The organism is Pseudomonas sp. SWRI81, from assembly GCF_014268545.1.
Taxonomy (GTDB): domain Bacteria; phylum Pseudomonadota; class Gammaproteobacteria; order Pseudomonadales; family Pseudomonadaceae; genus Aquipseudomonas; species Aquipseudomonas hamedanensis.
On sequence record NZ_JABWQS010000001.1, the window covers coordinates 269,590 to 293,737 of the forward strand.

Consider the following 24,148-nt stretch of genomic DNA (forward strand, 5'->3'; position numbering starts at 1 on the left):
GGGGGCCGAACTCGATTGCTTTCAAAACTTGAGTTCGGCTCGATATCTCATGTCGGCGTAACTCGCTAAAACAATGCGGTCAGTCCCCTCTCCCTCCGGGAGAGGGCTAGGGTGAGGGCGCTTTTCGATTCGCTGCAATTCTTATGATCTGTTCCAGCACATCGTCCATTTGCTGCATCACTTCGAGATTGCTGAAACGTACGACTTCAATACCCTTTTGATTCAAATAACCCGTCCGGCGCCGGTCATGGATCACTCCCGGCGATTCATGGTGTTGGCCGCCATCAAGCTCGATCGCCAACTTCAGCTCGGCACAGTAAAAATCGAGCACATAGGGCGGGCAGGGATACTGACGACGAAATTTCAGATTGGCGATTTGCCGGGCGCGAAGCTTTTGCCAGAGCAGGAGTTCGCAGTCAGTTTGTTTGACGCGTAGCTGGCGGGCGAATCGGGTGAGGGTGGGGCGATTTTGCATGCTTCACGGTCCTTGTGAAGTGGTTTGATATTTAACTGTAGCCCAGAACCCTCACCCCAGCCCTCTCCCGGAGGGAGAGGGAGCCGACCACGTTGTCAGCGGGATGTATGTCGACCTGACATACCGCGTCGATCATGGATTCAAAATAGTACTCTCAGATCGACACATCTTTGAAATTCCCCCCAATCAGTCCCCTCTCCCTTTGGGAGAGGGTTAGGCGGGCGGCGTTCCGATGAGGGGCTTTTGACGTTGATTTTTTCGGTCTCAGAACGCCACAGACGTTTGCACATAAACCGTCCGCGGCTCACCCACATACTTGCCCTTGTTGTTGTCATCAAACGAGCGCGTGAAGTACTGCGTATTGAAGATGTTCTTCACCCCCACCGCCACGTTCAGATCCGACAACTGCGGCCCGAAGTCATACCCGGCGCGGCTGCTGAACAGCATGTAACCGGGGATCTTGCCGGTGCTGCCATCAGCACTTTCCCTGGACGTGTTGGCATTGTCGGCAAACTGGTCGCTCTGGAAGCTGCTGTCCAGGTTCAGTTTCCATGGCCCTTCGGTATAACCGACGCCAACCGTGCCTTTGTGTTTAGAGGAAAACGGCACGCGGTTGCCCTTGTTTGGTCCGTCTTCGCGGATGGTTGCGTCGACGTAGGCGTAGCTGGCGTAGACGTCGAAGCCGGCCAGCGCCGGGCTCAAATCATCCAGTGCATAGTTGACACTGGTCTCGATGCCCTGATGCCGGGTCTCGCCACGGGCGATCACCGAGTCGTTGGTCTGGTTGCTTTCGTACTGGTTGTCGAAGTTGATCAGAAACGCGCCGATTTCCGCCCGCAGCGCACCGTTGTCGTAACGCGTGCCGAGTTCCCAGGTGCGGGCTTTTTCCGGTTTCACTTCACCGCTGGTCACGCGGTTGGGCATCTGACTGTACTGCACGCTGCCGAACGAGCCTTCGGTGTTGGCGTACAGGTTCCAGCTGTCAGTCAGGTGATAGAGCACGTTCAGCGCCGGCAACGCGGTGTTGTAGTCGCCCTTGTATTTGACGTTGGTCAGGTTGTTGGTCTGCTGCGATTCGATCATCTCGTAGCGCACGCCCGGAGTGATCGTCCACTTGCCGATGTCGATGCGATCATCGACGAAGAACGCATTGGCTTCGGTGCCGCCACGGGTGTCGCGGTCGTTGCGACTGCTGGTAGTCGGGTATTCGTTGGCGCTGATCGGCGTGCGATAACGCAGCTCGTGGCCGGCCTCGTTGATGTAGCGGTAGCCGACGCCGACTTCATGGCTGCTCGAACCGAGGTCGAAGCCTTGGGCGAAACGGGTTTCCAGACCGCGCACCCAATATTCGCGCGGAGACAGCGAAAGGAATGTGCCCTGATCGAGATAACCGCTGCGCAGCGTCTTGGTGAAGAAGGTGTTGGCGGTGAACTCGCGGCGATCCTCCTGATAACGATAACCGAAGTTGAACATCGTCCGGCGACCCCAAAACTGGTCTTTCGGGCGCGTCGACTGATACGGATCGGCATCGTAGTCGGCAACGTTCAAACCGCCGGGCATGTCGGCCTTGCCTTCGTAATACTGGGCCATGGCGTTGAAGCTGTTGGCCTCGTCGAGCTGGTATTTGCCCTTGAGGATCAGGTCGTCGATCTCGGTATCGCTGTGTTCACGCCAGTCGCCGCCGCGTGTGCCGGAATACAGCAATGCGCCGCCCAGACCATTGGCATTGGTGCCACCGGCCAGCAGGTTGGCGCTGGTCTTGAAACCGTCATGGCTCGACGATGGGCTGGTTTCGGTCTGGAAGCCGCCCTTGACCGTTGGTTCGTCGGGGATCGCCCGGGTTACGAAGTTGACCACGCCGCCGACGTTCTGTGGGCCGTAACGCACCGCACCGCCGCCACGCACCACGTCCACCGCATCCATGTTGCCCATGCTGATCGGTGCAAACGACAACTGCGGCTGACCGTACGGCGCGAACGGCACCGGGATACCGTCCATCAGAACGGTCGAGCGCGCGGCAAGGCGCGGATTCAAACCACGGATGCCGAAGTTCAGCGCCATGTCATGGCTGCCAGTACCGTTGTTCTCGGGTGCGTTAACGCCCGGGATGCGGTTGAGCACGTCGCGGGCCTGCGTCGCGCCCTGGCGCTCGAATTCTTCGCGGCGGATCACATCGCGCGCGCCGGGGTGTTCGAAAACGTTGATCTGCGCCGCATCGCCGAGCCAGTCGCCAACGACTTTCGAGGTGTCCAGCTCCAGCGCCGCATCAGCCACCGGTTGCAGGCTGAACGCATTATTGCCCTCAGCGCGAGCGTGCAGACCCGTGCCTTCGAGCAGGGCATCGAGGCCTTGTTGCGCGGTGTAATTGCCTTCCAGGCCTCGACTCTGCACGCCGCTGGTGACTTGCGAGCCGAAGGAAATCAGCACGCCGGCTTCACGGCCAAACTGGTTGAGCGCGGTTTCCAGCGACGCAGGGGCGATGTGATAGACCTTGGTCTCGGCGGCCAGTGCGGCGGGCAGGGCGGTCAGACTCAGGCTGGCGCCGAGCACGAGATTGCGCAGGCTGCGGGCCAGTGGCGTAAGGCGGGTGGGCTGCATGTCGAATGATCCTGAGAAGGTGGAATCAAGGGGGCTTTCCTTCTCTGTCACGCCAGATCTGAAAAACGGCTCACTGTTTACGAATATTTTTTCAGCGACTGCTGTTGTGGCCAGGGAGCTTGCTCCCGCCGGGTCGCGCAGCGGCCCTTCTTTTCAAAATGGGCCTGCTGCGCAGTCCAGCGGGAGCAAGCTCCCTCGCCACAATAATTTTTGCCTCACGCCCGGGCTTCGACGGTCACCCAATAGCGAGTAAAGCGCTTCACTTTGACCGGAAGACTGATCTGCAACAGCTCAAGAATCCGTTCGCTGTTATCCAGAGGGTACGTCCCGGAAATCAGCAGATCGGCGACTTGGCTATCGCAACTCAACTGGCCGCGACGGTAGCGGCCAAGCTCTTCGAGGAAATCGCCCAAGCGCATGTGCGCGGCGACCAGCATGCCGTCTGTCCAGGCTCCGCTGTTGGCATCCAGCGGTTTAGCCTCACTGACGGAGGTCATGGTGAAATTCAGTTGGCGCGCGACGGGCAACAGCAGGGGGGCGCGTTGACTGCCGGTCAATTCGACTCGCCCTTCGAACAGCGCAACCTGCGTGCGATCGGCAAACTGCCGGACATTGAGGCGCGCCCCTTGGGTTTTCAGCACGCCTTGTGCCGTGCGTATTTCGAAAGGGTTGGCAGCGCTCAGGAGCATTTCGCCCTCCAGCAGCCGAATCGACCGCCGCGCGGCATCGACATCGACCGAGCTGGCGGTATTGAGTTGCAACGAATCGGCGCCACCCAGCGCAATCCTGCGCCGTTGCCCGACCGGCGTACGGTAATCGGCGAGCAGCGACGGCAGCGGCGTGTGCTCGCGCAGGCTCCAGGTCAATGCGGAACCGGCACCGAGGATCAGCAGCAGTTTCAGCGCCTGCCGACGGCTGGTGGACTGTGGCCCGTTCAACGCCGCGTGGGCCAGCGGTGACGACACACCGCGCAAGCGCTGGTTGACCCGTTGCATGTGTTCCCACGCCCGGCGGTGTTCGCTGTGTGCATCCAGCCATTGTTGCCAGGCCTGTTGCTGGCGCGGCGTCAGCGTGCCCTGCTGCATTTCCAGCAGCCAGTGCACCGCCTGTTCGGCGACCTGCGCGGAGAAATCCGGCGCGCGGTTCACAGGGCGAAATAGCAGCGCATGGCTGCTTTGTTCAAATGGCGCTTGACCGTGGCCACCGAGATACCCAGTTCAGCGGCGATCTGTGGATACGTCAGGCCATCGACCTGAGCGAGCAGGAAGGCGCGCTTGACCTGGCGCGGCAACCCATCAAGCAACTGATCCAGTTCGACCAATGTCTGCAGGATGATCGCTTTGTGTTCTTCCGACGGCGCGACCATCTCTGGCAGCTGCGCCAGTGTCTCGAGATAGGCGCGCTCCAGATCCTGACGGCGGTAGTGATTGAACAACACGCGCTTGGCCAGGGTGGTGAGAAAGGCGCGCGGTTCGATGATGACAGGCGGTTCGCGCGCGGTGAGTACCTTGATGAACGTGTCCTGAGCCAGGTCCGCCGCGCTGTCCGGGCAGCCGAGCCGGCGCCGCAGCCAGCCGGTAAGCCAGCTGTGGTGGGCGTGGTAAAGCGATTCGACAGGATGGGCGGACGGCAACGAAATGACTCCGGACGCAATGCTTGCGTAGAGAACGTGCGTTAGAGAACAAGAACGGTTCGCATTGTAGGGGCTGGAGGTCGTCCCCGGCAATCAGATGCTTTTGCGTATGAGAATATTTATCATTAATATTGCTCGCCTGTAGTTCGGCTTGTCGGCCGGGCGTTTTTCGTTTCAGGGCCGAAAGATGAAAGGCAAACTCGCCACGCTTCCCATGTCCTACCGTCTGGCGGTCACCTCGCGGGTGTTGGCGGCGATTTTTGGCGGCTATCTGGTCGCGGCGCTGGCCAGCGTCACCCTGACGCTGTGGCTGCCGTTGAACCGCGCCGAGGCGGTGGTGACTGGCATGACCGTGTCTTTTCTGGTTTATCTGGTCGCGGCGCTCTGGTGTTTTGCCTGCCGCAGCGCCTGGTCAGCGTGGGTCGGCTTGCTGGTGCCGAGCGTGATTCTCGCCACCGTCTCCGGCGTTGTGCGCGGCCTGGGGCTGGCATGAAAGAGGGCTTCCTGCAGGCGATGGCTTGGGCGCAGTGCTGAGATGCTGATTGGTCTGCCGCCGGAATCGCGCGACGACGAGCCGCGTGGCGCCCGTGCGCATTTTCTCCAGGTGTTCCTGTCCCAGCGTGCGCAAATGGAAGCGCTGGTGAACCGGCGTGTCGGCTGCCGAGCGACGGCGGCGGATCTGGTCCAGGATCTGTTTCTGCGTTTCTGGCGCCGGCCACTGGTGCAGGTCGAGGAGCTCAGCACTTATCTGCTGCGCTGCGCTGGCAACATTGCCATCGACCATTTGCGCAGTGAAGGCACGCGGGCCCGCGTCAATGAAGGCTGGCAGCCGGACGAACCCGACAGCCACGGCAGCGAGCCGCAAGCGGCACTGGAGGCGGGCAACGACCTGCGCCATGTCGAAGCTGCACTGCGCGCCTTGCCTGAGCGTACCCGGCAGATTTTCCTGCTCAATCGCATTCACGGTCGCAAGTACGCCGACATCGCCAAAGCCATGGGCCTGTCCCAAAGCGCCGTGGAAAAACATATGATGCGCGCCCTCGAGGCCTGCAAGGCCAGCCTGCGCGAACCCGCGCCACGCCTGCCAGGGAAAGCACCGTGAACCGATCCGATTCCGTCACCCCGACCCCCGCTCAGGAGCAAGCCGCTCTCGCCTGGCTGAGCCTGTTGCATGATCGGCCGAGTGCCGGCGATCAACTGACGTTCAGCCGATGGCTGCGCGCCGATCCGGCCCACGCCGAAGCGTATGCGCAAGCGCAGGTCATCTGGGAATTGAGCGAAAGCTCGGCGCGCTCGCTTGCCGCTGAAGAAGCGGCTGCGCTGCAAGGGTATCTCGACGCAATGGACCGGCCGCGGCGTCCGCAACTCCGGCGTGCAGCGGGGGCACTGGCGATGGCCGCGTGTTTGTTGCTGATGGTCAGCCTTGGCACGGGCTGGCAACCGCAGCGCTGGGTCGATGATCTTGGCGCCGATTACGTCTCGGCGCCTGGCGAAATCCGCACGGTGACGCTGGCCGATCAGTCGCAAGTGATCCTGGATGCCGACAGTGCGATTGCCGTGGATTTCAGTCACGGTCAGCGGCGCGTGCAACTGATCCGGGGGGCCGGTTTCTTCAGCGTCAGCCACACCGGCGATCCGTTTGTGGTCGCGGCGCAGCAGGGCGAGGCGCGGGTGCTCGGCACCCGGTTTGAAGTGCGTTTGCAGCCTCACGGTGCGCAGGTCACGGTAATGTCCGGGCGCGTCGGCGTGTCCGCCAGTCGTGACGGCGAGCAGCAGATTCTCACCGCCGGTCAACAGGTCGCTTACGCTGACGGAACGGCGCAAAAGCTCCATGCGGTGGACAGTGAAGCGCAACTGGCCTGGCGCCAGGGTTGGCTGACGTATTACAAATCGACCTTGGCCGATGTGGTGGAAGATTTGCGTCGCTATTACCCGGGACGGATTGTTGTGCTCAATGACGAGTTGGCGGCGCGCAAGGTCAGCGGCAGTTTTCCGAGCAAGGATCCGCTGGCGGTGCTCAATTCGTTGCAGGGGGTGTTGGGGTTTGAGCAGCATCGGGTGTTGGGGCGTCTGATCATTTTGCAGTGAGGCTGCCGGCCTCTTCGCGAGCAGGCTCGCTCCCACAGGGGGAGCGCAGTTCAAATGTGGGAGCGGGCTTGCTCGCGAAGGGGCCAGAACAAACAACACAACACTCCCGAAAAATAATTTCGAAATCTTGGTGAGGTAACTCCGAGCCCCATCCGTGTAATGACTGAAACTGCGATTCATTCGCATCCGTTGCGGTTCTACACAGGTCGTCAAGCAATGAAGTCCAAGGCAAAATCGGGTTCGGTCAAACAGTGGTTAGGCGTGTCGGCGTTGAGTTTTTCCGCGTTGGCACTGTTGCCGATGCGGGTGGCAATAGCCGCTGAAGCGGTCAGCAATCAGCCGCAACAGCAGTTCACATTCGCCCTGGCCGCCAAGCCGTTGCCACAAGCCTTGAATGACTTCAGCCGCGTCACCGGGCAGAGCGTGGTTTACACCGATGAAGCGCCGTACGGCCTCAATGCTCCGGCGGTCACCGGTCGGATGAGCGCCGAACAGGCACTGCAACGCTTGCTCGGCAACTCCGGCCTGAGCTTCCGTCGTACCGACCCCCATACCTTCGCGCTGGAACCCCAGCCGACCGAAGGCGCGCTGAACCTCGGTGCCACAACGATCACCTCGATGCGTGATGAAGCGATGAGTTATCAGCCGCCGCAGACCAGTTCGGTGATGCGTTCTTCGGCCTCGTTGCAGGAAATTCCGCAGACCGTCAACGTCATCCCGGCGCAGGTCATTCGCGATCAGTCGCCACGCAATCTCGATGACGCGCTGGCCAATGTCAGCGGCATCACCCAAGGCAACACCTTGGGCAGCACGCAGGATTCGGTGATGACCCGCGGTTTCGGCGATAACCGCAACGGCTCGATCATGCGCGACGGCATGCCGCTCGTGCAGGGCCGCGGCATGAACGCCAGTGTGGATCGCGTCGAAGTACTCAAGGGGCCGGCCTCGTTGCTCTACGGGATTCAAGACCCCGGCGGCGTGGTCAACCTGGTCAGCAAAAAGCCCGAACTCACTCAGTACAACGCCCTGACCCTGCGCGGCTCGACTTACGGCGACGGCAAGAATGGCAGCGGCGGCGCGTTCGACAGCACCGGTGCATTGGGCGATTCCGGATTCGCCTATCGCATGGTCCTCGATCATGAAGACGAAGATTACTGGCGCAATTTCGGCACGCACCGCGAGACGCTGATTGCGCCGTCGCTGGCCTGGTACGGCGAGCGCACCAAGCTGTTGTTTGCCTACGAGCACCGCGAATTCCTCACCCCGTTCGACCGTGGCACCTTGATCGATCCGCGTACCAATCATCCACTGGATATCTCCCGCAAGGAGCGTCTCGACGAGCCGTTCAACGACATGGAAGGGCGTTCGGATCTGTACCATTTCGAAGCCGATCATGAGCTAAACGACGACTGGAAAGCTCACTTCGGCTACAGCTGGAACCGCGAAACCTACGACGCCAGCCAGGTCCGCGTGACCGCGATCAATACCAAAAACGGCACGCTGACGCGCAGCATGGACGGTACGCAGAACGCGATCAGCACCGATCGTTTCACCACCGCCAGCCTCGAAGGCAAGGTCAATGTGCTGGGCATGCAGCACGATCTGGTGTTCGGCGTCGATGACGAGTACCGCAAAATCTACCGCGAGGATCTGATCCGGCAGAAAAGCCTGGCCACCTTCAGTTACCTCAATCCGGTCTATGGCCGCGAAGTGATGGGCACGACGGTGAGCGCACCCGACAGTGCGCAGACCGATGAACTGCGCAGCGACTCGGTGTTCCTGCAGGACTCGATTCACCTCAACGAGCAGTGGATTCTGGTCGCTGGCGGACGCTTTCAGGAATACGACCAGTACGCCGGCAAAGGCGTGCCGTTCAAGGCCAACACCGACAGCAACGGCCAGAAATGGGTGCCGCGCGCAGGTCTGGTGTATCGCTACACCGATGCCTTGTCGTTCTACGGCAGCTACACCGAATCGTTCAAACCCAACTCGACCATCGCCCCGCTGAGCGGCAGCAGCACTGTGCTCGACGGCAGCATTGCGCCCGAGGAAGCCAAGTCGTGGGAGCTGGGCGCGCGGCTGGATTTGCCGGGCAGCATCACCGGTAATATCGCGCTGTTCGACATCAAGAAACGCAATGTGCTGGTGGCCAACTCCGAAGGCCCGACGACGATCTACAGCGCGGCGGGCGAAGTGCGTTCACGCGGGCTCGAAGTGGATTTGAGCGGTCAGCTCAGCGAGCACTGGAACCTGATCGGCAGCTACGCCTATACCGATGCTGAAGTGACCGAAGACCCGGAATACAAGGGTAAGCGCCTGCAAAACGTAGCGAAAAATTCCGGCTCGCTGTCGGCGGTGTATGACTTCGGCAGCGTGTTCGGCGGCGATCAATTGCGTGTCGGTGCCGGCGCGCGTTATGTCGGCGAGCGCGCCGGGAACGCGGTGAATGATTTTGACCTGCCGAGCTATACCGTGGCCGATGCGTTTGCGACTTACGACACTAAAGTCGAAGGGCAGAAGGTCAAGTTTCAGTTGAACGTGAAGAACCTGTTTGATCGCACCTATTACACGTCATCGGCGAGCCGCTTCTTTGTGTCGATGGGCGATTCGCGACAGGTTTCCTTGTCGAGCACTCTGGAGTTCTGATCCAGAATCGCATCATTGTTCTTCGTCGGAGCGCCGCCCGGAGTCAGGCTCGCTCCCACAGGAAGCTACATTCCAAGGTGGGAGCGAGCCTGCTCGCGAAGGGGCCAGTACCGAGGACAAGGTGCGAGGCTTTAGCGCAAAAACGCCTGCCGATACTCCCCCGGCGTCCCACCCAGAACCTGGCGAAACCGGTTGGTAAAGTGACTGGCACTGGCAAACCCGCACGCCAGCGCAATCTCGCCCAGCGGCAGCGCCGTCCCGCGCAACAATTCGCGCGCGCGGCTCAGGCGGCGCGCCAGCACATACTGATGCGGCGGCAGCCCGAAGCTCACGCGGAACATCCGCGCAAAGTGGTATTCCGATAGCGCACACAGCCCGGCCAGTTGCCCGAGGCTGATTGCGTCGCTCAACTGGTTGTCGATGAACTCCACCAATTGTCGGCGTTGATGCGGCGCCAATCCGCCCTTCAAACGCAGGCCTTGCCGCACGCCAACCTGGCTGAGCAGGGTGTGGCTGATCAATTCATGGGCGAGGCTGCTGGTCAGCAAACGCTCCGCGGGTTCTTCCCAGTTCAGGTTCAGCAGTTGCCGAAAGCGCTGTGCCTGCTGCGGGTCTTCAAGAAACGTCTGTTCACGCAACTGCATCTCGCGCGGTTCGCGGTCGAGCAAAGTGACGCAGCCCAGGGCGAATTGCTCGGCGCTGAAATACAGGTGCGCCAGACGGATATCGCCATTGATCACCCAGCCCGATTCGTGATCGGCCGGCAAAATGCACAGTTTGTCCGGCCCGCCCTTTCGCCCCGGCTGGCCACGACGGAATGTGCCGGTGCCGCCGGCGATATAGCAGGAGAGGGTGTGATGATTCGGCGCTTCGTATTCGCGGGCGTCGTGGTGATTGGTCCACAAAGCCGCCGCCAAGCCGTCACCGAGCTCGGCGCTGTGCACCAGGCGTGCGTTCGGCGAGCTGTTTAATGCTTGAAAGACTTGCAGGGTATCAATGGCGGCCATGTTCGTTCTCTCCAACGCCTTGCATCCTACTCCGTAGGCACCGCGCTGCCAGCCTGTCGGCAGACAAAAGCGCAAGATTCTGCAAGCGTTCAAGGCGAGTCCGGGCGGACACTCAAGGCCTGTTTAAGGAGCGTCTGTCATGAACCTGTCGTTGTATCTGCTGACCGTGCTGATCTGGGGCACCACCTGGATTGCCTTGAAATGGCAGTTGGGCGTGGTCGAAATTCCAGTATCGATTGTCTACCGTTTCGGTCTTGCTGCGCTGGTGTTGTTTGCGCTGTTGCTGCTCAGTCGGCGCCTGCAACCGATGAATCGACGCGGGCATCTGATCTGTGTGGCACAGGGATTGTGTCTGTTCTGCGTGAATTTCATGTGCTTCCTGACGGCCAGTCAGTGGATTCCCAGTGGGCTGGTGGCGGTGGTGTTTTCGACGGCAACGTTGTGGAACGCGCTGAGTGCGCGAGTGTTCTTCGGCCAGCGCATTGCGCGTAATGTGCTGATGGGCGGCGCGCTGGGGCTGTTCGGGCTGGGGCTGCTGTTCTGGCCGGAACTGGCTGGGCATCAGGCCAGTCCGCAAACCTTGCTCGGCCTCGGTCTGGCGTTGTGCGGCACCCTGTGTTTTTCGGCGGGCAACATGTTGTCGAGTCTGCAGCAGAAGGCCGGCCTGAGGCCGCTGACCACTAACGCCTGGGGCATGGCCTATGGCGCGGCGATGTTGTCGGTCTGGTGTCTGGTCAAAGGCATTCCTTTCGACATGGACTGGTCGTCGCGTTATGTCGGTGCGCTGTTGTATCTGGTGATTCCCGGCTCGGTGATTGGCTTCACCGCGTACTTGACGCTGGTCGGGCGCATGGGGCCGGAGCGTGCCGCTTATTGCACGGTGCTGTTCCCGGTGGTGGCGCTGAACGTATCGGCGTTCGCCGAAGGTTATCAGTGGACCGCACCGGCGCTGGCCGGGCTGGTGTTGGTGATGCTGGGCAACGTGTTGGTGTTTCGTAAACCGAAAAAGCTGTTGTCTGCCCGTCAGGGAAAGTTGGCTTGATAAAACGAGCGCTGTGGTTCAGCGCTCAACTTTCAATGTGATGTAAATCATTACCGGGAAAATGAAATCGACAATATGTCTTGCCCAGTCCTTGGCATTCCATGATTGCGAAGTGTCCATGTCGAACCACTCCACGCCGACAGTTTGCAGGCAAACATAATAAATGAAGAGGGCGACCAATATGCCCATGATCGAAAATTTCTTGGCTTCATGAAATGCCGCAGCCGATGCATCGATGTAGCGATATAACTGGTAAGTACCGATCATGCAGAGCACCGTGTAGGTGACTTCCATGGTAATGATGAACCAGTAGATCCGATGATGGATCATCGGCGAGTCAATCGCCCGATACATGATGTTCTCGCTGGCATTGGTGGTGTCCATGCTCAGGATGTGCGCGACGTATGTGTAGTTGGATTCGTAGTCGGTAAAGTTGTGGATCATCACCAGCAGGCCAAAGAAGCTTATATAAGCCATCAAGATGACTTTGCTGTAACGAATGAGTTTGTCAGTGGTCAGGGTGTTCACGGGATTTTGCTCTCCTTGCAATTAATCAATCAATAAATTGATAAGTGCCGAGAGCTTATATCGCAGTTGCCTGATTTGGCTTTGCTGTTCGGTTGCAAGTTATGTATCGGGAGTAAGTCCAGGGCCAGCGCTTTGTTGCGCTGGCCCGGTTTTTTATCCGCGCCAGACTTGCGGGTTGACCAAATCCTGCGGCCGTTCGCCGAGCAGGGCGCTGCGCAAGTTGGCCAGTGCGCGATTGGCCATGGCTTCGCGGGTCTCGGTGGTGGCTGAACCGATGTGCGGCAGGGTAACGGCGTTTTTCAGCTGGAACAGAGGCGACTCGGCCAGCGGTTCTTTTTCGTAGACGTCCAGCCCGGCGCCACGGATGCGGTTGTTTTGCAGGGCTTCGATCAGCGCCGGTTCGTCGACCACCGGGCCGCGAGAGATATTGACCAGAATTGCGCTCGGTTTCATCAGCGCCAGTTCGCGATGGCTGATCAGGTGGCGGGTCTTTTCGCTGAGTGGCACCACCAGGCAGACGAAATCGGCTTCGGTCAGTAGCTCATCGAGGCTGCGCCATTGGGCGCCGAGTTCTTGTTCCAGTGCAGTCTTGCGGCTGTTGCCGCTGTAGATGATCGGCATGTTGAAGCCAAAGCGGCCACGACGGGCGACCGCGGCGCCGATGTTGCCCATGCCGACGATGCCGAGGGTTTTGCCGTGCACGTCGCTGCCGAACAGTGGGGCGCCGACGCTGGCCTGCCATTGCCCGGCCTTGGTCCAGGCGTCGAGTTCGGCGACGCGGCGGGCACTGCTCATGATCAGCGCGAAGGCCAGATCCGCTGTGCTTTCGGTGAGTACGTCGGGGGTGTTGGTGAGCATGATCCCGCGTTCGTTGAAGTAGTCGAGGTCGTAGTTGTCGTAGCCGACCGAGACGCTGGAGACCACTTGCAGTTTTGTTGCGGTTTCCAGTTGGGCTTTGCCGAGTTTGCGGCCGACGCCGATCAGGCCGTGGGCGTGGGGCAGGGCTTCGTTGAACTGGGCGTTGATGTCACCGTTCTTGGGGTTGGGGACGATGACGTCGAACTCTTCTTGCAGGCGTTCGATCATGGGCGGGGTGATGCGGCTGAAGGCCAGGACTGTTTTTTTCATTGGGTTTGGGCTCGTCGGGCTTGATTGCAAGCACGCTAACATTTTCTCGCTTGGGTTGTCTTGGCGGCCTCTGGGCCGGCCATGCCTTGGGTTTGTCGGGTGTGAATATCCGTTGCTTCGGTAGCGGCTGCTGGCGGTTTCGCCCTTACGGCGAGGCACTTTTTCCAGACGCCGAAAAAGTACCCAAAAAGGCTTGCTCCTGCGTTCGGCCCTCGCAGGCTCGGGTTCCTTCGCTGCGGGATCGATCCGGGCGCAGCGTTTCCGGTTTGCTTCGCTGCACCTCCTTCCGCTGTGTACGACTTCGTCGTACGGTCGCTGCGCTCCCACGCCCGGATCAATCCCTCCACTCAGCCTTCCGACGTCGCCCGTGGATCAAAAGCAAGATCAAAAGCACTCGAGCTAACGCTCATTGTTGAGTGGTGCGGCTTCGCCGCGGGCAGCTGCGCTGCTTTGCCTTTGCTTTTGTAGGAGTGAGCCTGCTCGCGAAAGCGTCTCCACTGCCAACCTATCTCTGCCAGATTCACCCTGCCCCTGTGGGAGCTGGCTTGCCAGCGAAGGCGATCTGACATTCGACCTGTTTATCACTGGTGTATGCATTCCAACTGTAGGAGTGAGCCTGCTCGCGATGGCGTCCTCACTGCCAACCTATCTCTGCCAGATTCCCCCTGTCCCTGTGGGAGCTGGCTTGCCAGCGAAGGCGGCCTGACAGCCGACCTGTTTCTCACTGGTGTATGCATTCCAACTGTAGGAGTGAGCCTGCTCGCGATGACGTCCTCATAGCCAACTCATCTCTGCCAGATTCACCCTGTCCCTGTGGGAGCTGGCTTGCCAGCGAAGGCGATCTGACATTCGACCTGTTTATCACTGGTGTATGCATTCCAACTGTAGGAGTGAGCCTGCTCGCGATGGCGTCCTCACAGCCAACCTATCTCTGCCAGATTCACCCTGTCCCTGTGGGAGCTGGCTTGCCAGCGAAGGCGGCCTCACAGCGACTCATATCTTGCTGATGTACACGATCCAGAATTGTGGGAGCGAGCCTGCTCGCGAAAGCGGTTTATCAGACACCCGAATGTTGAATGTGCAGAAGCCTTGGCGAGCAGGCTCGCTCCCACAGAGACTTAATTGTGTGTCGGCGATTGCTGGATTTCGTAATTATCCAGCACCCGGTTCACTGCCAGTTCCGCCAGCATGATCACCTGTTGGATGGCCAATATCGTGTGCCGCTGCGGGCTGTCGACGTAGGCGGCGATGTCGCTGCTCATGATGCTGGCCGAGGCGAGGGATTCGCAGGCGTGGGCCAGCAGGCTTTCGTTGTCCTGGTCCGGGGCGACCTGGAACATGTTGCTGGGTTTGTGGCTTTGCTGCGCGCTGGCGGGCGGTTTGAGGTAGTGGTCCAGCGCACGCTCGGCGGCGTCGTGGAGCTTTTTTGAATCGGGGGATTGGTAAGGGGAGGTGCTTTCTGATTCGGGTGGATTGGGTGTCGGTTTGAACATGGCAAAGATCCTTTTGGATTAATGGAGCTGCCATTTTTTCGTTTTCCAGGCGAAAGGGGTGGCAGCTGTACGCGGACTGGAAAAACCGGCAAAGGATCAAACCCGGCAGACCCGAAGGTCTCCCACGTACAGCCGCCATAACTTGAATACCGGCGCTGAAAGAGCGCGGCATTATGTCATGCGCTGTGATCCTGCGGGTTTTCCAGACCCGGTCGCTGATTCGTCAGCAACCGCCAAATCCTAGCCAGCGCACTTCCGACGGACAACCTGCAAAACCTGTCGGAAACTTCCGTGAAAACAATGCGATGTAGGAGCTGCCGTAGGCTGCGATCTTTTGATTTTTAAACAGCAAGATCTAAAGATCGCAGCCTCGTTGCACTCGTCAGCTCCTACACGAAACCTGCTGGTGTTTAAAAATCAGGTCGCAACGCGGACGCCGCCCAGACTCCCGCTCAATTCATACGCCGCCAATTCCGCCTGATGCGCCGCCAGAATCTCCGGCAACGATCCTCGCAAATACTCCACCCACGTCTTGATCTTCGCATCCAGATACTGCCGCGACGGGTAGATCGCATACAGATTGAGTTCCTGCGAGCGGTAGTTCGGCATCACCCGCACCAGCGTGCCGTTGCGCAGGCCTTCGATCGCGGCGTAGACCGGCAGCACGCCAATGCCCATGCCGCTGGTGATGGCGGTTTTCATCGCGTCGGCGGAGTTCACCAGGAATGGCGAACTGTTGATGGTGACCATTTCCTGGCCGTCCGGGCCGTCGAAGGCCCACTTTTCCAAGGGGATCACCGGGCTGACCAGGCGCAGGCAGGCGTGGTTGAGCAGGTCGCTGGGTTTTTGCGCGGTGCCGTTGGCTTTCACGTAGGCCGGGGAGGCGCAGACGATGCTGTAGGTGATGCCCAGGCGCTGCGAGACAAAACCTGAGTCCGGCAATTCGCTGGCGAGCACGATCGATACGTCGTAACCCTCGTCGAGCAGGTCCGGCACGCGGTTGGCCAGGGTCAGGTCGAAGGTTACGTCGGGGTGGGTCTTGCGATAGCGCGCGATGGCGTCGATGACGTAGTGCTGACCGATGCCGGTCATGGTGTGCACTTTCAATTGCCCGGCCGGGCGCGCGTGGGCGTCGCTGGCTTCCGCTTCGGCTTCTTCGACGTAGGCGAGGATCTGTTCGCAGCGCAACAGGTAGCGTTTGCCGGCCTCGGTCAGGGCGATGCGCCGCGTGGTGCGATTGAGCAGGCGGGTTTGCAGGTGGGCTTCGAGGTTGGAAACCGCGCGCGAGACGTTGGCGGTGGTGGTGTCGAGTTGCACGGCGGCGGCGGTGAAGCTGCCGGCTTCGGCGACACAACTGAAGGCGCGCATGTTTTGCAAAGTGTCCATGGGGTGCTCTCAAGGGAGATGGCAAATTGTGACACGAAGTTTCAGGGGCTGAGACCCCCGACCAAGGGATTATCTCGTTAACCGTAACAAAGATTCACAGAAATCCCAGCTTATCGCCGCTCAGGCACCTCCATAGAATTGCGCCGTTGTGGGAGCGGGCTTGCTCGCGAAGGCGATTTTACCTGCAACGTGTCTGTCGGCTGACAGAACGCTTTCGCGAGCAAGCCCGCTCCCACAGGGTCTCGGTTCTTCCCCTCTCTCAGGAATTCGCAGCTGTGCCGCGTCGCATCAACAGAGCGCTTTTGCCGCTCAGTGTTCTGGTTTTTTCCCTGGCTCTCGGCGGCTGCATCTCAACCCAAGGCATTGCCCCGCAAGGCAAGGCGTTGCAGGCCGATTCACTGGCCACCGATGCAGCCATTGCCGAGGCCGCCAAAGACGCCCACTGGCCCACTGCGCAATGGTGGCAAGCGTTTGGCGACCCGCAACTCAATCGCTGGATCGACCTCGCCGTGCAGGGCAGCCCGAGCATGGCCATGGCGGCGGCGCGGGTGCGTCAGGCCAGGGCGATGGCCGGTGTCGCCGAAGCGGCCGAATCATTACAAGTAAGCGGCGAATCGACGCTCAAGCGCCACAACTGGCCGACCGATCAGTTCTACGGTCCGGGTGAGCTGGCCAACAGCACGACCTGGGACAACAACGCCGCGCTGGGCTTGAGCTACGCCCTTGACCTCTGGGGCCGCGAAAGCAATGCCAGCGAACGCGCGGTGGATCTGGCGCACGTGAGCGCCGCCGAGGCGCGGCAGGCGCAGCTGGAGTTACAGAACAACCTGGTCCGTGCCTACATCGAGCTGTCGCTGCATTACGCTCAGCGCGACATCGCCGCGGCGACGCTCAAGCAGCAACAGCAGATTCTCGACCTGGCGCAGAAACGCCTGAGTGGCGGCATCGGCACTCACTTCGAAGTCAGCCAGGCCGAAGGACCGCTGCCGGAAACCCATCGACAACTCGATGCGCTCGACGAAGAAATCGCCCTCAGCCGCAACCAGATTGCCGCGCTGGCCGGGAAAGGCCCGGGCGCCGGTGCGCAGTTGCAGCGCCCGACTTTATCCCTCGCGGCACCGTTGAAGTTGCCTTCGGCACTGCCCGCCGAACTGCTCGGGCAACGCCCGGACGTCGTCGCCAGCCGGTGGCAAGTGGCGGCACAAGCCCGTGGCATCGATGTCGCTCATGCCGGGTTCTATCCCAACGTCGATCTGGTCGGCAGCCTCGGCTACATGGCCACCGGCGGCGGGGCGCTGGAGTTCTTGACCGGCAAGAAACTCAACTACAGCGTCGGCCCGGCGGTTTCGTTGCCGATCTTCGACGGTGGGCGTCTGCGCGCTGAACTGGGTGAAGCGTCCGCTGGCTACGACGTCGCCGTGGCGCATTACAACCAGACGCTGGTCAACGCGCTGAAAAATATCTCCGATCAGTTGATTCGCCGCGAGTCGATGGACAAACAGCAGGCGTTCGCCGCCGAGTCCGTAGCCGCAGCGCAGAAGACTTACGACATCGCAATGATCGCGTATCAGCGCGGGCTGACCGATTACCTCAATGTACTGAATGCGCAGACTTTGCTGTTCAAACAGCAACAAGTGCAGCAGCAGGTGCAGGCGGCGCGCCTGAGTGCGCACGCCGAGCTGGTGACGGCGCTCGGCGGTGGACTGGGTGCCGGTAATGACGTGCCGACTGCCGAGCAAACCCAGGCCCCAAAAAAACCGGCACTCCTGCGTTGAACACACAACCCCCTGTAGGAGTGAGCCTGCTCGCGATAGCGTTGTGTCAGGCAAAGCAAATGTCAGCTGACACACCGCTATCGCGAGCAGGCTCACTCCTACAGGGACCGTGTCATGCCCAAATTTGAGCGCTAACGAATGACCTCTTTGCCCACCCCTTTACGCTGGCTCTACTCCCTGGAATGGCGCCGCGGTTTCTTCGACTGGGCACGCAGCGATGGCGTGACCTGGGTGTATATCTTCAAGGTGCTGATCGCTGCGTTCCTCACGCTGTGGCTGGCCATGCGTCTGGAATTGCCGCAGCCGCGCACGGCAATGATCACCGTGTTCATCGTGATGCAGCCGCAGAGTGGTCAGGTGTTTGCCAAGAGTTTCTACCGCTTTCTCGGCACGTTGGCCGGGTCGGCGGTGATGGTCACGCTGATCGCCTTGTTCGCGCAGAACACCGAACTGTTTCTCGGCGCGCTGGCGATCTGGGTCGGCCTCTGCTCGGCCGGTGCCGCGCGCTGCCGTAACTTTCGCGCCTACGGTTTTGTGCTCGCCGGTTATACCGCGGCGATGGTCGGTTTGCCGGCGCTCGCGCACCCGGACGGCGCCTTCATGGCGGCGGTCTGGCGGGTGCTGGAAATCTCGCTGGGGATTCTTTGCTCGACGCTGATCAGCGCCGCGATCCTGCCGCAAACTGCCAGCGCGGCGATGCGCAACGCTTTGTATCAGCGCTTCGGCGTGTTCGCGTTGTTCGTCACCGATGGCCTGCGTGGGCGCAGCAAAGCCGAGTCTTTCGAAGCCAGCAACGTGCGCTTCATCGCCGAAGCGGTGGGCCTGGAAGGGCTGCGCAGCGTGACCGTGTTCGAAGACCCGCACATGCGCCGACGCAACGGTCGCCTGAGCCGTTTGAACAGCGAGTTCATGGGCATCACCACGCGGTTCAACGCACTTCATCAATTGCTCGAACGCCTGCGCGGCAACGCTGAAGAACACGTGGTGGCGGCGATCAGACCGGGGTTGCAGGATCTCGCCGAAGTGCTCGACGGCTTTAGCGGTCGTGCCTTGACCAGCCCCGATGCGGCACGCTTGGCCACGGCGCTTGCGACGTACAAGGAAGGCTTGCCGGCACGCGTGCGCAGCTTGCGCGGGATTTTTCAGCAGAGCCAGCCGAGCGAGGCCGAGCAGCTGGATTTTCACACCGCTTATGAATTGCTGTATCGCTTCGTTGATGACCTGCACAGTTATGCACAGACCCACGCGTCGCTGGCCGATCACCGCCACGAACGCGAACGCTGGGACGAACCCTTCACCCCGCAAACCAACTGGTGGGCGGCCGCGGCTTCGGGGATTCGTGCTTCATTCATCCTGATCGTGCTGGGCAGTTACTGGGTCGCCACCGCGTGGCCGAGCGGTGCCACCATGACCCTGATTGCCGCGGCGACTGTCGGCTTGTCCGCGGCGACGCCAAACCCGAAACGCATGGCCTTTCAAATGGCTTGCGGGACTTTTCTCGGCGCCTTGATTGGCTTCGTCGAGATGTTTTTCATCTTTCCGTGGATCGATGGTTTTCCTTTGCTGTGCGTGATGCTCGCACCGGTGATCGTGTTCGGCTCGTTCCTCGCTTCGCGGCCACAATACGCCGGTGTCGGCCTCGGTTTGCTGATCTTTTTCAGCACCGGTTCGGTGCCGGACAACCTGACCGTTTACAACCCTTACGCCTTCATCAACGACTACATCGCCATGGTCATGGGCATGCTGGTGTGCGCGGCCGCCGGGGCGATTATTCTGCCGCCCAACAGCCGCTGGTTGTGGCAACGCCTGGAGCAGGATTTGCGCGGGCAAGTGGTCTATGCGATCAGCGGCAAGCTTAAAGGCCTGGCCTCGAGTTTCGAGAGCCGTACCCGCGATCTGTTGCACCAGGCTTATGGACTCGCGGCCGGGCAACCGAAGGTGCAGAAACGTCTTCTGCGCTGGATGTTCGTGGTGCTGGAAGTTGGCCACGCGATCATCGAGTTGCGCAAGGAACAGGCGATCCTGCCGGTGCACCCGGCCTATGCCGAGTCGCAGCCCTGGCGCCAGTCAATCCGTGTGATGGGCCGGGCGCTGGTGCGTCTGTTTCTGCAACCCAACGCGAGCAATCTTGAGCGCGCACTGGTCGCCGTCGATCACGCCATCAGCCGCGTCGCCGCCACCGATGAGCCGTTCGCGCCGCACTTCGACACGTCGGCGTTGCGCCGGGTGAAAAGCTATCTGCATTTCATCCGCACCTCGCTGCTCGACCCGCAATCACCGCTCGCCGAATTCGCTCCCGCCAGGCCCGAAGGACTTGCCCATGCCTCGTGAAATCGCCTTCCACGGCGTGTACATGCCGACCATGACCCTGATGTTTTTCATCGCTGCGGCACTGGCCTGGGCGGTGGATCGGTTTCTTTCGGGGTTCGACCTGTACCGCTTTTTCTGGCACCCGGCGCTGCTGCGCCTGAGCCTGTTTACCTGTCTGTTTGGCGCCATGGCGCTGACTATCTACCGTTGACTCTCTGTCTCTAAAGAAGGCTCTGATGAAAAAGTTTTTCAGCCTGCTCGCGACCCTGCTGGTGCTGGCCCTGGCGCTGTGGATCGGCCGCACCTTGTGGGAGCATTACATGAACACGCCGTGGACCCGCGATGGCCGCGTGCGCGCCGACATCATCAACGTCGCCGCCGACGTTACCGGCGAAGTGGTCGAAGTGCCGGTGCGTGACAATCAGTTGGTGAAGAAGGGGGACTTGCTGATGCGCATCGATCCCGAGCATTACCGCATCGCCGTCAAGCAGGCGCAGTCGCTGGTCGCTTCGCGCAAGTCGACCTGGGAGATGCGCAAGGTCAACGCCCATCGCCGCGCCGATCTGGACAACCTGGTGATCTCCAGGGAAAACCGCGACGACGCCAGCAACATCGCCGACGCCGCGCTGGCCGACTACCAACACGCCCAGGCGCAACTGGAGGCTGCCGAACTCAACCTCAAACGCACCGAAGTGCGCGCCGCGGTGGACGGCTACGTGACCAACCTCAATGTGCATCGCGGCGACTACGCGCGCATCGGCGAGGCGAAAATGGCCGTGGTCGACATGAACTCGTTCTGGGTTTATGGCTTTTTCGAAGAGACCAAACTGCCGCATGTCAAAGTGGGTGACAAAGCCGACATGCAGTTGATGAGCGGCGAAGTGCTCAAGGGCCATGTGGAGAGTATTTCCCGCGGTATCTATGACCGCGACAATCCGGAAAGCCGCGAGCTGATCGCCGACGTCAACCCGACATTCAACTGGGTGCGGTTGGCCCAGCGAGTGCCGGTGCGGATTCACATTGACGAAGTGCCGGAGGGGGTATTGCTGGCGGCGGGGATTACCTGCACGGTGGTGGTGAATCAGACTCCGGCGAACCTCTGACAGACCGAGTCGCCTCATTCGCGAGCAGGCAATTGAATCCATTTGATGGCGTTGTCAGCCGAGGTAGCTGTCAATTCGACCCAGACCATCCAGATGCTCGAAGTTGAAAGACAAAAGGATGCGGTTGTCGGAACGCTTGATCAGTTGAAATGGGGGAAGCTGGCCCAAGTCCGCATTGTCCAGTTTTACCTGGCCCAGGTTGCCGAAATCCTTGTCGGGGATACCTTGAGGCAGAACGCGCGCCAGATACAGTTCGCTATCACCCGACAATGCCACCATGCAACCATTCGCTTGTACGTAGCCACAACGCCAGCGAGTGCCGGACTGTTGCGCGAGCTGCGTAAGCAGGGGATTACCTTCGTTAAAGCTTTGATCAGGCTTTCCATCCGGAGTCAGGAGGGTCAGCAGGCCTTGGCTTTCTGTCTCCAGGTCGGTCCCGCACTGACCAAAGCACGCCAGGCTGCCGTCGATTCTTTGATCCAGGTCGTTGAATCGACAATCCCTGTCATTGACTCTAAGGGTGTGCATTCCGCGTGTCTGCGGGTCGCCGAAACTGTCATCAAGTTGACCATCCGAAGTAAGTCGAGCGACATAAGCAGTGTCCAGACCTTCCTGAAGTGTGCTGCCAGCAATCAAGAGTCTGCCATCCTGTGGCAAACAGGCGTTGACTGTAGTGAAGGGTCTTTGGGTGTCTTTGAAATCCAGTCGACCTGTTCGATTGAAATCCGTATTCCAGTCGCCATCCGGGTTGATACTGAAAATACTCCCGCTGAAGTGATCGGATGTTTGCGGATCGACGTAGTTTGCCGTCACCCAGAACTTGCCCTCGGCGTCGATGCTGAGCGATTGCGAAGTTTTTACCAACTTGTTTGTTGCAGTGTTTTCGATGACCAATTGTCCTCGGTCACCAAAACCCCCATCGACGTTTCCTTCTTGATCAAAACGGGCAATGACCAAATGCGCCCAACCGTCTTTGTAAAGTGTCCAGCCCAGTAACAGTAGTTTCCCATCGGGCAGCACCATTACTTTTTCACCACCACAGTGTTGACCATAGAGAAAGCTGCCGGATGTGATTCCTTTTATGGCGAATGTGTCATCAAGGGCGCCATTATCATGCAAACGCATCAAAGCATAGACGTGAAGCCCCGGTACGCCGTTGAACAGTTCTGCCCCGACAATTATTTTCCCATCGGGTTGTAAAGCCAGGCCTTTAACCAGACGTGTTCCTTCAAATTCGGCGGGAATATTCAGTTGGCTTAGGGTAAGTTGACCCTGTAGTCCGAACTCCAGATCAGGGCTTCCGGTTTTATGCAATTGTCCAGTCTTCATGGCGCACCAAGGTTGAAGTTTCGTTGTTCAGTGCCCTTCGGCATTGATCCGCGAGGCGTTCCGTCCCCGTGCGCTATCTTGTGACGTGCCTCCAAAGCGGTCTACTGTCAGAGTTGACAGGTGCTCTCGGCAAAAAAGTGTGAGTGAGTTTTCTCTACAACACGTGGGCGTGATGTCAAAGCTGCCCACGCAATCCGAAGCGCTTCATCAGCGTCGTTTCCAGCAAGCCCTTGGGCACTAACGCCGCCAGCAACGGCAACGCCCGGCTGCCATTACCAATGCGAATCAACCGTGGCGGCTTGTTCCGCTGCACGGCTTGCAGCAACTGCGCAGCAAACTCAACCGTCGGTGTCGGTTTGTCCTGCGAGGCCTTGGCCCGCGCGCGAATGCCTTCACGCAGGGGAAACCATGGCGACTGCTCATTGATCAATTGCTCGGCTTCCTGTCCGGCGTTCTTGGCAAAACTGGATTCGATGGCCCCTGGCTGCACCTCCATCACGCGGATTCCGAACGGCGCCAGCTCCATGCGCAACGCATCGCTCAACGCATGCACCGCCGCTTTCGAGGCGCAGTAGGCACCGGCAAATGGCGTGACCAGCACGCCTGACACGCTGCCGATATTCACCACCAGGCCTTTGCTCCGGCGCAGCAGCGGAAACAGCGCGCGGCTGACGCCGACGATCGAGAATACGTTGGTTTCAAACTGCCGCTGCATGGCCGCCACGCCGCCATCGAGCAACGGCCCCATCGCGCCATACCCGGCATTGTTGATCAACACATCGAGGCCGCCATGTTGCTGGTTGAGACGCTCGCCGAGTTGTTCCAGCGCGGCACTGTCATTGACGTCGAGTTGCACGGCGGTGAACCCGGCTGAGCTGAGCACCGCCACGTCTTCAGGCTTGCGCGCACTGGCCCAGACTTCGTAGCCGGCCATCTTGAAAGCATCGGCAAGGGTGCGGCCAATGCCACTGGAACAACCGGTAATCAACGCAACGGGCATGGCGCATTCCTTGTGCAAACTAACGTGGGGGAGGGGATCAGTCGGAGAAACTACCCTGCAAATGCTCGGCGCGAAACTCGAGGGTTTGCGGGCGATAACCGGGGCGCAGCGGCGGCAGGGGCAAACAGTCTTCCCAGGTGCCGCCGGCCTGCAATTCGCCCGGGCCACGGTAACGTGGCGCGGTGTATTGATTGTCGGCCAGGTTGACCGTGTCGCCGGGAGCATAGGCCGCAATGCGCCAGCGCAATTCGGTCAGGGGCACGCTATTGCCATTGCTCAGTTTCAGTTGTAACGGGCGATCCGCCGGGCACTGCTCGGGTACATAGGCGATGCGCAGGTCCAGGCGCGCCAGTTGCTTGATTTCGCGATGGTCCAGCCACACCACCCACATCGCCACGAAGCCCAGGCCAATCGCCGCCGCCACCGAAACAGGCAGGGCCTTGGCCGGATAGCGCAGCAACAGGATCAGCCAGGTGATGACCAGCAGGATGCCGATGAACATGCTTGAACGCTCCGTCGGTGAATGAGCCCCATCCTACCGAAGGCGTCGCACAATGGATATTCGCGGCGGTTACCCGCACACCGTCCGTCGGAACTGTAATTTCTG

Annotated in this window: 21 protein-coding genes; 9 read left to right on the plus strand and 12 right to left on the minus strand. The window is 60.2% G+C overall.

Going from position 1 to position 24,148, the window contains the following annotated elements; genetic code table 11:
- Nucleotides 1–106: 106 nt before the first annotated feature.
- From HU765_RS01180 to HU765_RS01195, 4 genes are all read right to left on the minus strand, one after another.
- On the minus strand, nucleotides 107–475 hold the full coding sequence (locus HU765_RS01180; RefSeq protein ID WP_186618730.1) for an endonuclease domain-containing protein: 369 nt from the start codon (nucleotides 473–475) through the stop codon (nucleotides 107–109).
- A 264-nt stretch (nucleotides 476–739) separates the two neighbouring features.
- The gene (fecA, locus tag HU765_RS01185; protein ID WP_186618731.1) at nucleotides 740–3,073 is read right to left on the minus strand and encodes a TonB-dependent Fe(3+) dicitrate receptor FecA; all 2,334 of its coding nucleotides are present in this window, start codon (nucleotides 3,071–3,073) and stop codon (nucleotides 740–742) included.
- 215 nt (nucleotides 3,074–3,288) lie between these two features.
- Entirely contained in the window at nucleotides 3,289–4,221 is a 933-nt protein-coding gene (locus HU765_RS01190; protein ID WP_186618732.1) for a FecR domain-containing protein, read from the minus strand.
- The gene (locus HU765_RS01195) at nucleotides 4,218–4,706 is read right to left on the minus strand and encodes a sigma-70 family RNA polymerase sigma factor (RefSeq protein ID WP_186618733.1); all 489 of its coding nucleotides are present in this window, start codon (nucleotides 4,704–4,706) and stop codon (nucleotides 4,218–4,220) included. Before HU765_RS01195 ends, HU765_RS01190 begins: the two co-directional genes overlap by 4 nt.
- Before the next feature lie 187 nt (nucleotides 4,707–4,893).
- Between HU765_RS01195 and HU765_RS01200 the strand changes: the two genes are divergently transcribed.
- From HU765_RS01200 to HU765_RS01215, 4 genes are all read left to right on the plus strand, one after another.
- The gene (locus HU765_RS01200; RefSeq protein WP_186547199.1) at nucleotides 4,894–5,199 is read left to right on the plus strand and encodes a DUF3649 domain-containing protein; all 306 of its coding nucleotides are present in this window, start codon (nucleotides 4,894–4,896) and stop codon (nucleotides 5,197–5,199) included.
- 42 nt (nucleotides 5,200–5,241) lie between these two features.
- Complete coding sequence (locus HU765_RS01205) at nucleotides 5,242–5,808, plus strand: RNA polymerase sigma factor (RefSeq protein ID WP_186618734.1); 567 nt, start codon at nucleotides 5,242–5,244, stop codon at nucleotides 5,806–5,808.
- On the plus strand, nucleotides 5,805–6,794 hold the full coding sequence (locus tag HU765_RS01210) for a FecR domain-containing protein (RefSeq protein ID WP_186618735.1): 990 nt from the start codon (nucleotides 5,805–5,807) through the stop codon (nucleotides 6,792–6,794). Before HU765_RS01205 ends, HU765_RS01210 begins: the two co-directional genes overlap by 4 nt.
- A gap of 216 nt (nucleotides 6,795–7,010) precedes the next feature.
- Nucleotides 7,011–9,440 carry a TonB-dependent receptor gene (locus HU765_RS01215; RefSeq protein WP_186618736.1) on the plus strand — a complete coding sequence of 810 codons (2,430 nt, stop codon included), beginning with the start codon at nucleotides 7,011–7,013 and terminating at the stop codon, nucleotides 9,438–9,440.
- A gap of 131 nt (nucleotides 9,441–9,571) precedes the next feature.
- Here the strand turns inward: HU765_RS01215 and HU765_RS01220 are convergent, their stop codons facing one another.
- Entirely contained in the window at nucleotides 9,572–10,447 is an 876-nt protein-coding gene (locus HU765_RS01220) for an AraC family transcriptional regulator (protein WP_186618737.1), read from the minus strand.
- A gap of 139 nt (nucleotides 10,448–10,586) precedes the next feature.
- Here HU765_RS01220 and HU765_RS01225 point away from each other — a divergent pair, with 139 nt between their 5' ends.
- On the plus strand, nucleotides 10,587–11,489 hold the full coding sequence (locus HU765_RS01225) for a DMT family transporter (protein ID WP_186618738.1): 903 nt from the start codon (nucleotides 10,587–10,589) through the stop codon (nucleotides 11,487–11,489).
- Between the two features lie 18 nt (nucleotides 11,490–11,507).
- Here the strand turns inward: HU765_RS01225 and HU765_RS01230 are convergent, their stop codons facing one another.
- The 4 genes from HU765_RS01230 to HU765_RS01245 form a co-directional block, all read right to left on the minus strand.
- Nucleotides 11,508–12,017, minus strand: coding sequence for a DUF2165 family protein (locus HU765_RS01230; RefSeq protein WP_186618739.1), 510 nt, complete (start codon nucleotides 12,015–12,017; stop codon nucleotides 11,508–11,510).
- Nucleotides 12,018–12,170: 153 nt separating this feature from the next.
- The gene (locus HU765_RS01235; protein ID WP_186618740.1) at nucleotides 12,171–13,145 is read right to left on the minus strand and encodes a D-glycerate dehydrogenase; all 975 of its coding nucleotides are present in this window, start codon (nucleotides 13,143–13,145) and stop codon (nucleotides 12,171–12,173) included.
- 1,118 nt (nucleotides 13,146–14,263) lie between these two features.
- Nucleotides 14,264–14,638: a DUF6124 family protein gene (locus HU765_RS01240; protein WP_186618741.1), complete on the minus strand. Its 375-nt coding sequence runs from the start codon at nucleotides 14,636–14,638 to the stop codon at nucleotides 14,264–14,266.
- A 417-nt stretch (nucleotides 14,639–15,055) separates the two neighbouring features.
- Complete coding sequence (locus HU765_RS01245) at nucleotides 15,056–16,024, minus strand: LysR family transcriptional regulator (RefSeq protein ID WP_186618742.1); 969 nt, start codon at nucleotides 16,022–16,024, stop codon at nucleotides 15,056–15,058.
- A 275-nt stretch (nucleotides 16,025–16,299) separates the two neighbouring features.
- Here HU765_RS01245 and HU765_RS01250 point away from each other — a divergent pair, with 275 nt between their 5' ends.
- The 4 genes from HU765_RS01250 (at nucleotide 16,300) to HU765_RS01265 (ending at nucleotide 21,212) form a co-directional block, all read left to right on the plus strand.
- Nucleotides 16,300–17,799: an efflux transporter outer membrane subunit gene (locus tag HU765_RS01250; protein ID WP_186618743.1), complete on the plus strand. Its 1,500-nt coding sequence runs from the start codon at nucleotides 16,300–16,302 to the stop codon at nucleotides 17,797–17,799.
- 138 nt (nucleotides 17,800–17,937) lie between these two features.
- Complete coding sequence (locus tag HU765_RS01255; protein WP_186618744.1) at nucleotides 17,938–20,130, plus strand: FUSC family protein; 2,193 nt, start codon at nucleotides 17,938–17,940, stop codon at nucleotides 20,128–20,130.
- Nucleotides 20,120–20,320 (plus strand): DUF1656 domain-containing protein, encoded by a 201-nt coding sequence (locus HU765_RS01260; RefSeq protein ID WP_186551330.1) that lies wholly within the window; start codon nucleotides 20,120–20,122, stop codon nucleotides 20,318–20,320. The genes HU765_RS01255 and HU765_RS01260 overlap by 11 nt, the downstream gene beginning before the upstream one ends.
- A gap of 25 nt (nucleotides 20,321–20,345) precedes the next feature.
- On the plus strand, nucleotides 20,346–21,212 hold the full coding sequence (locus tag HU765_RS01265) for an HlyD family secretion protein (RefSeq protein WP_186618745.1): 867 nt from the start codon (nucleotides 20,346–20,348) through the stop codon (nucleotides 21,210–21,212).
- A 54-nt stretch (nucleotides 21,213–21,266) separates the two neighbouring features.
- Here HU765_RS01265 and HU765_RS01270 read toward each other — a convergent pair whose 3' ends face one another.
- The 3 genes from HU765_RS01270 to HU765_RS01280 form a co-directional block, all read right to left on the minus strand.
- Entirely contained in the window at nucleotides 21,267–22,541 is a 1,275-nt protein-coding gene (locus HU765_RS01270; RefSeq protein WP_186618746.1) for a hypothetical protein, read from the minus strand.
- A 175-nt stretch (nucleotides 22,542–22,716) separates the two neighbouring features.
- Nucleotides 22,717–23,541 (minus strand): SDR family oxidoreductase, encoded by an 825-nt coding sequence (locus HU765_RS01275; RefSeq protein WP_186618747.1) that lies wholly within the window; start codon nucleotides 23,539–23,541, stop codon nucleotides 22,717–22,719.
- A 37-nt stretch (nucleotides 23,542–23,578) separates the two neighbouring features.
- Entirely contained in the window at nucleotides 23,579–24,043 is a 465-nt protein-coding gene (locus HU765_RS01280) for a multidrug transporter (RefSeq protein WP_186618748.1), read from the minus strand.
- Nucleotides 24,044–24,148: the final 105 nt, after the last annotated feature.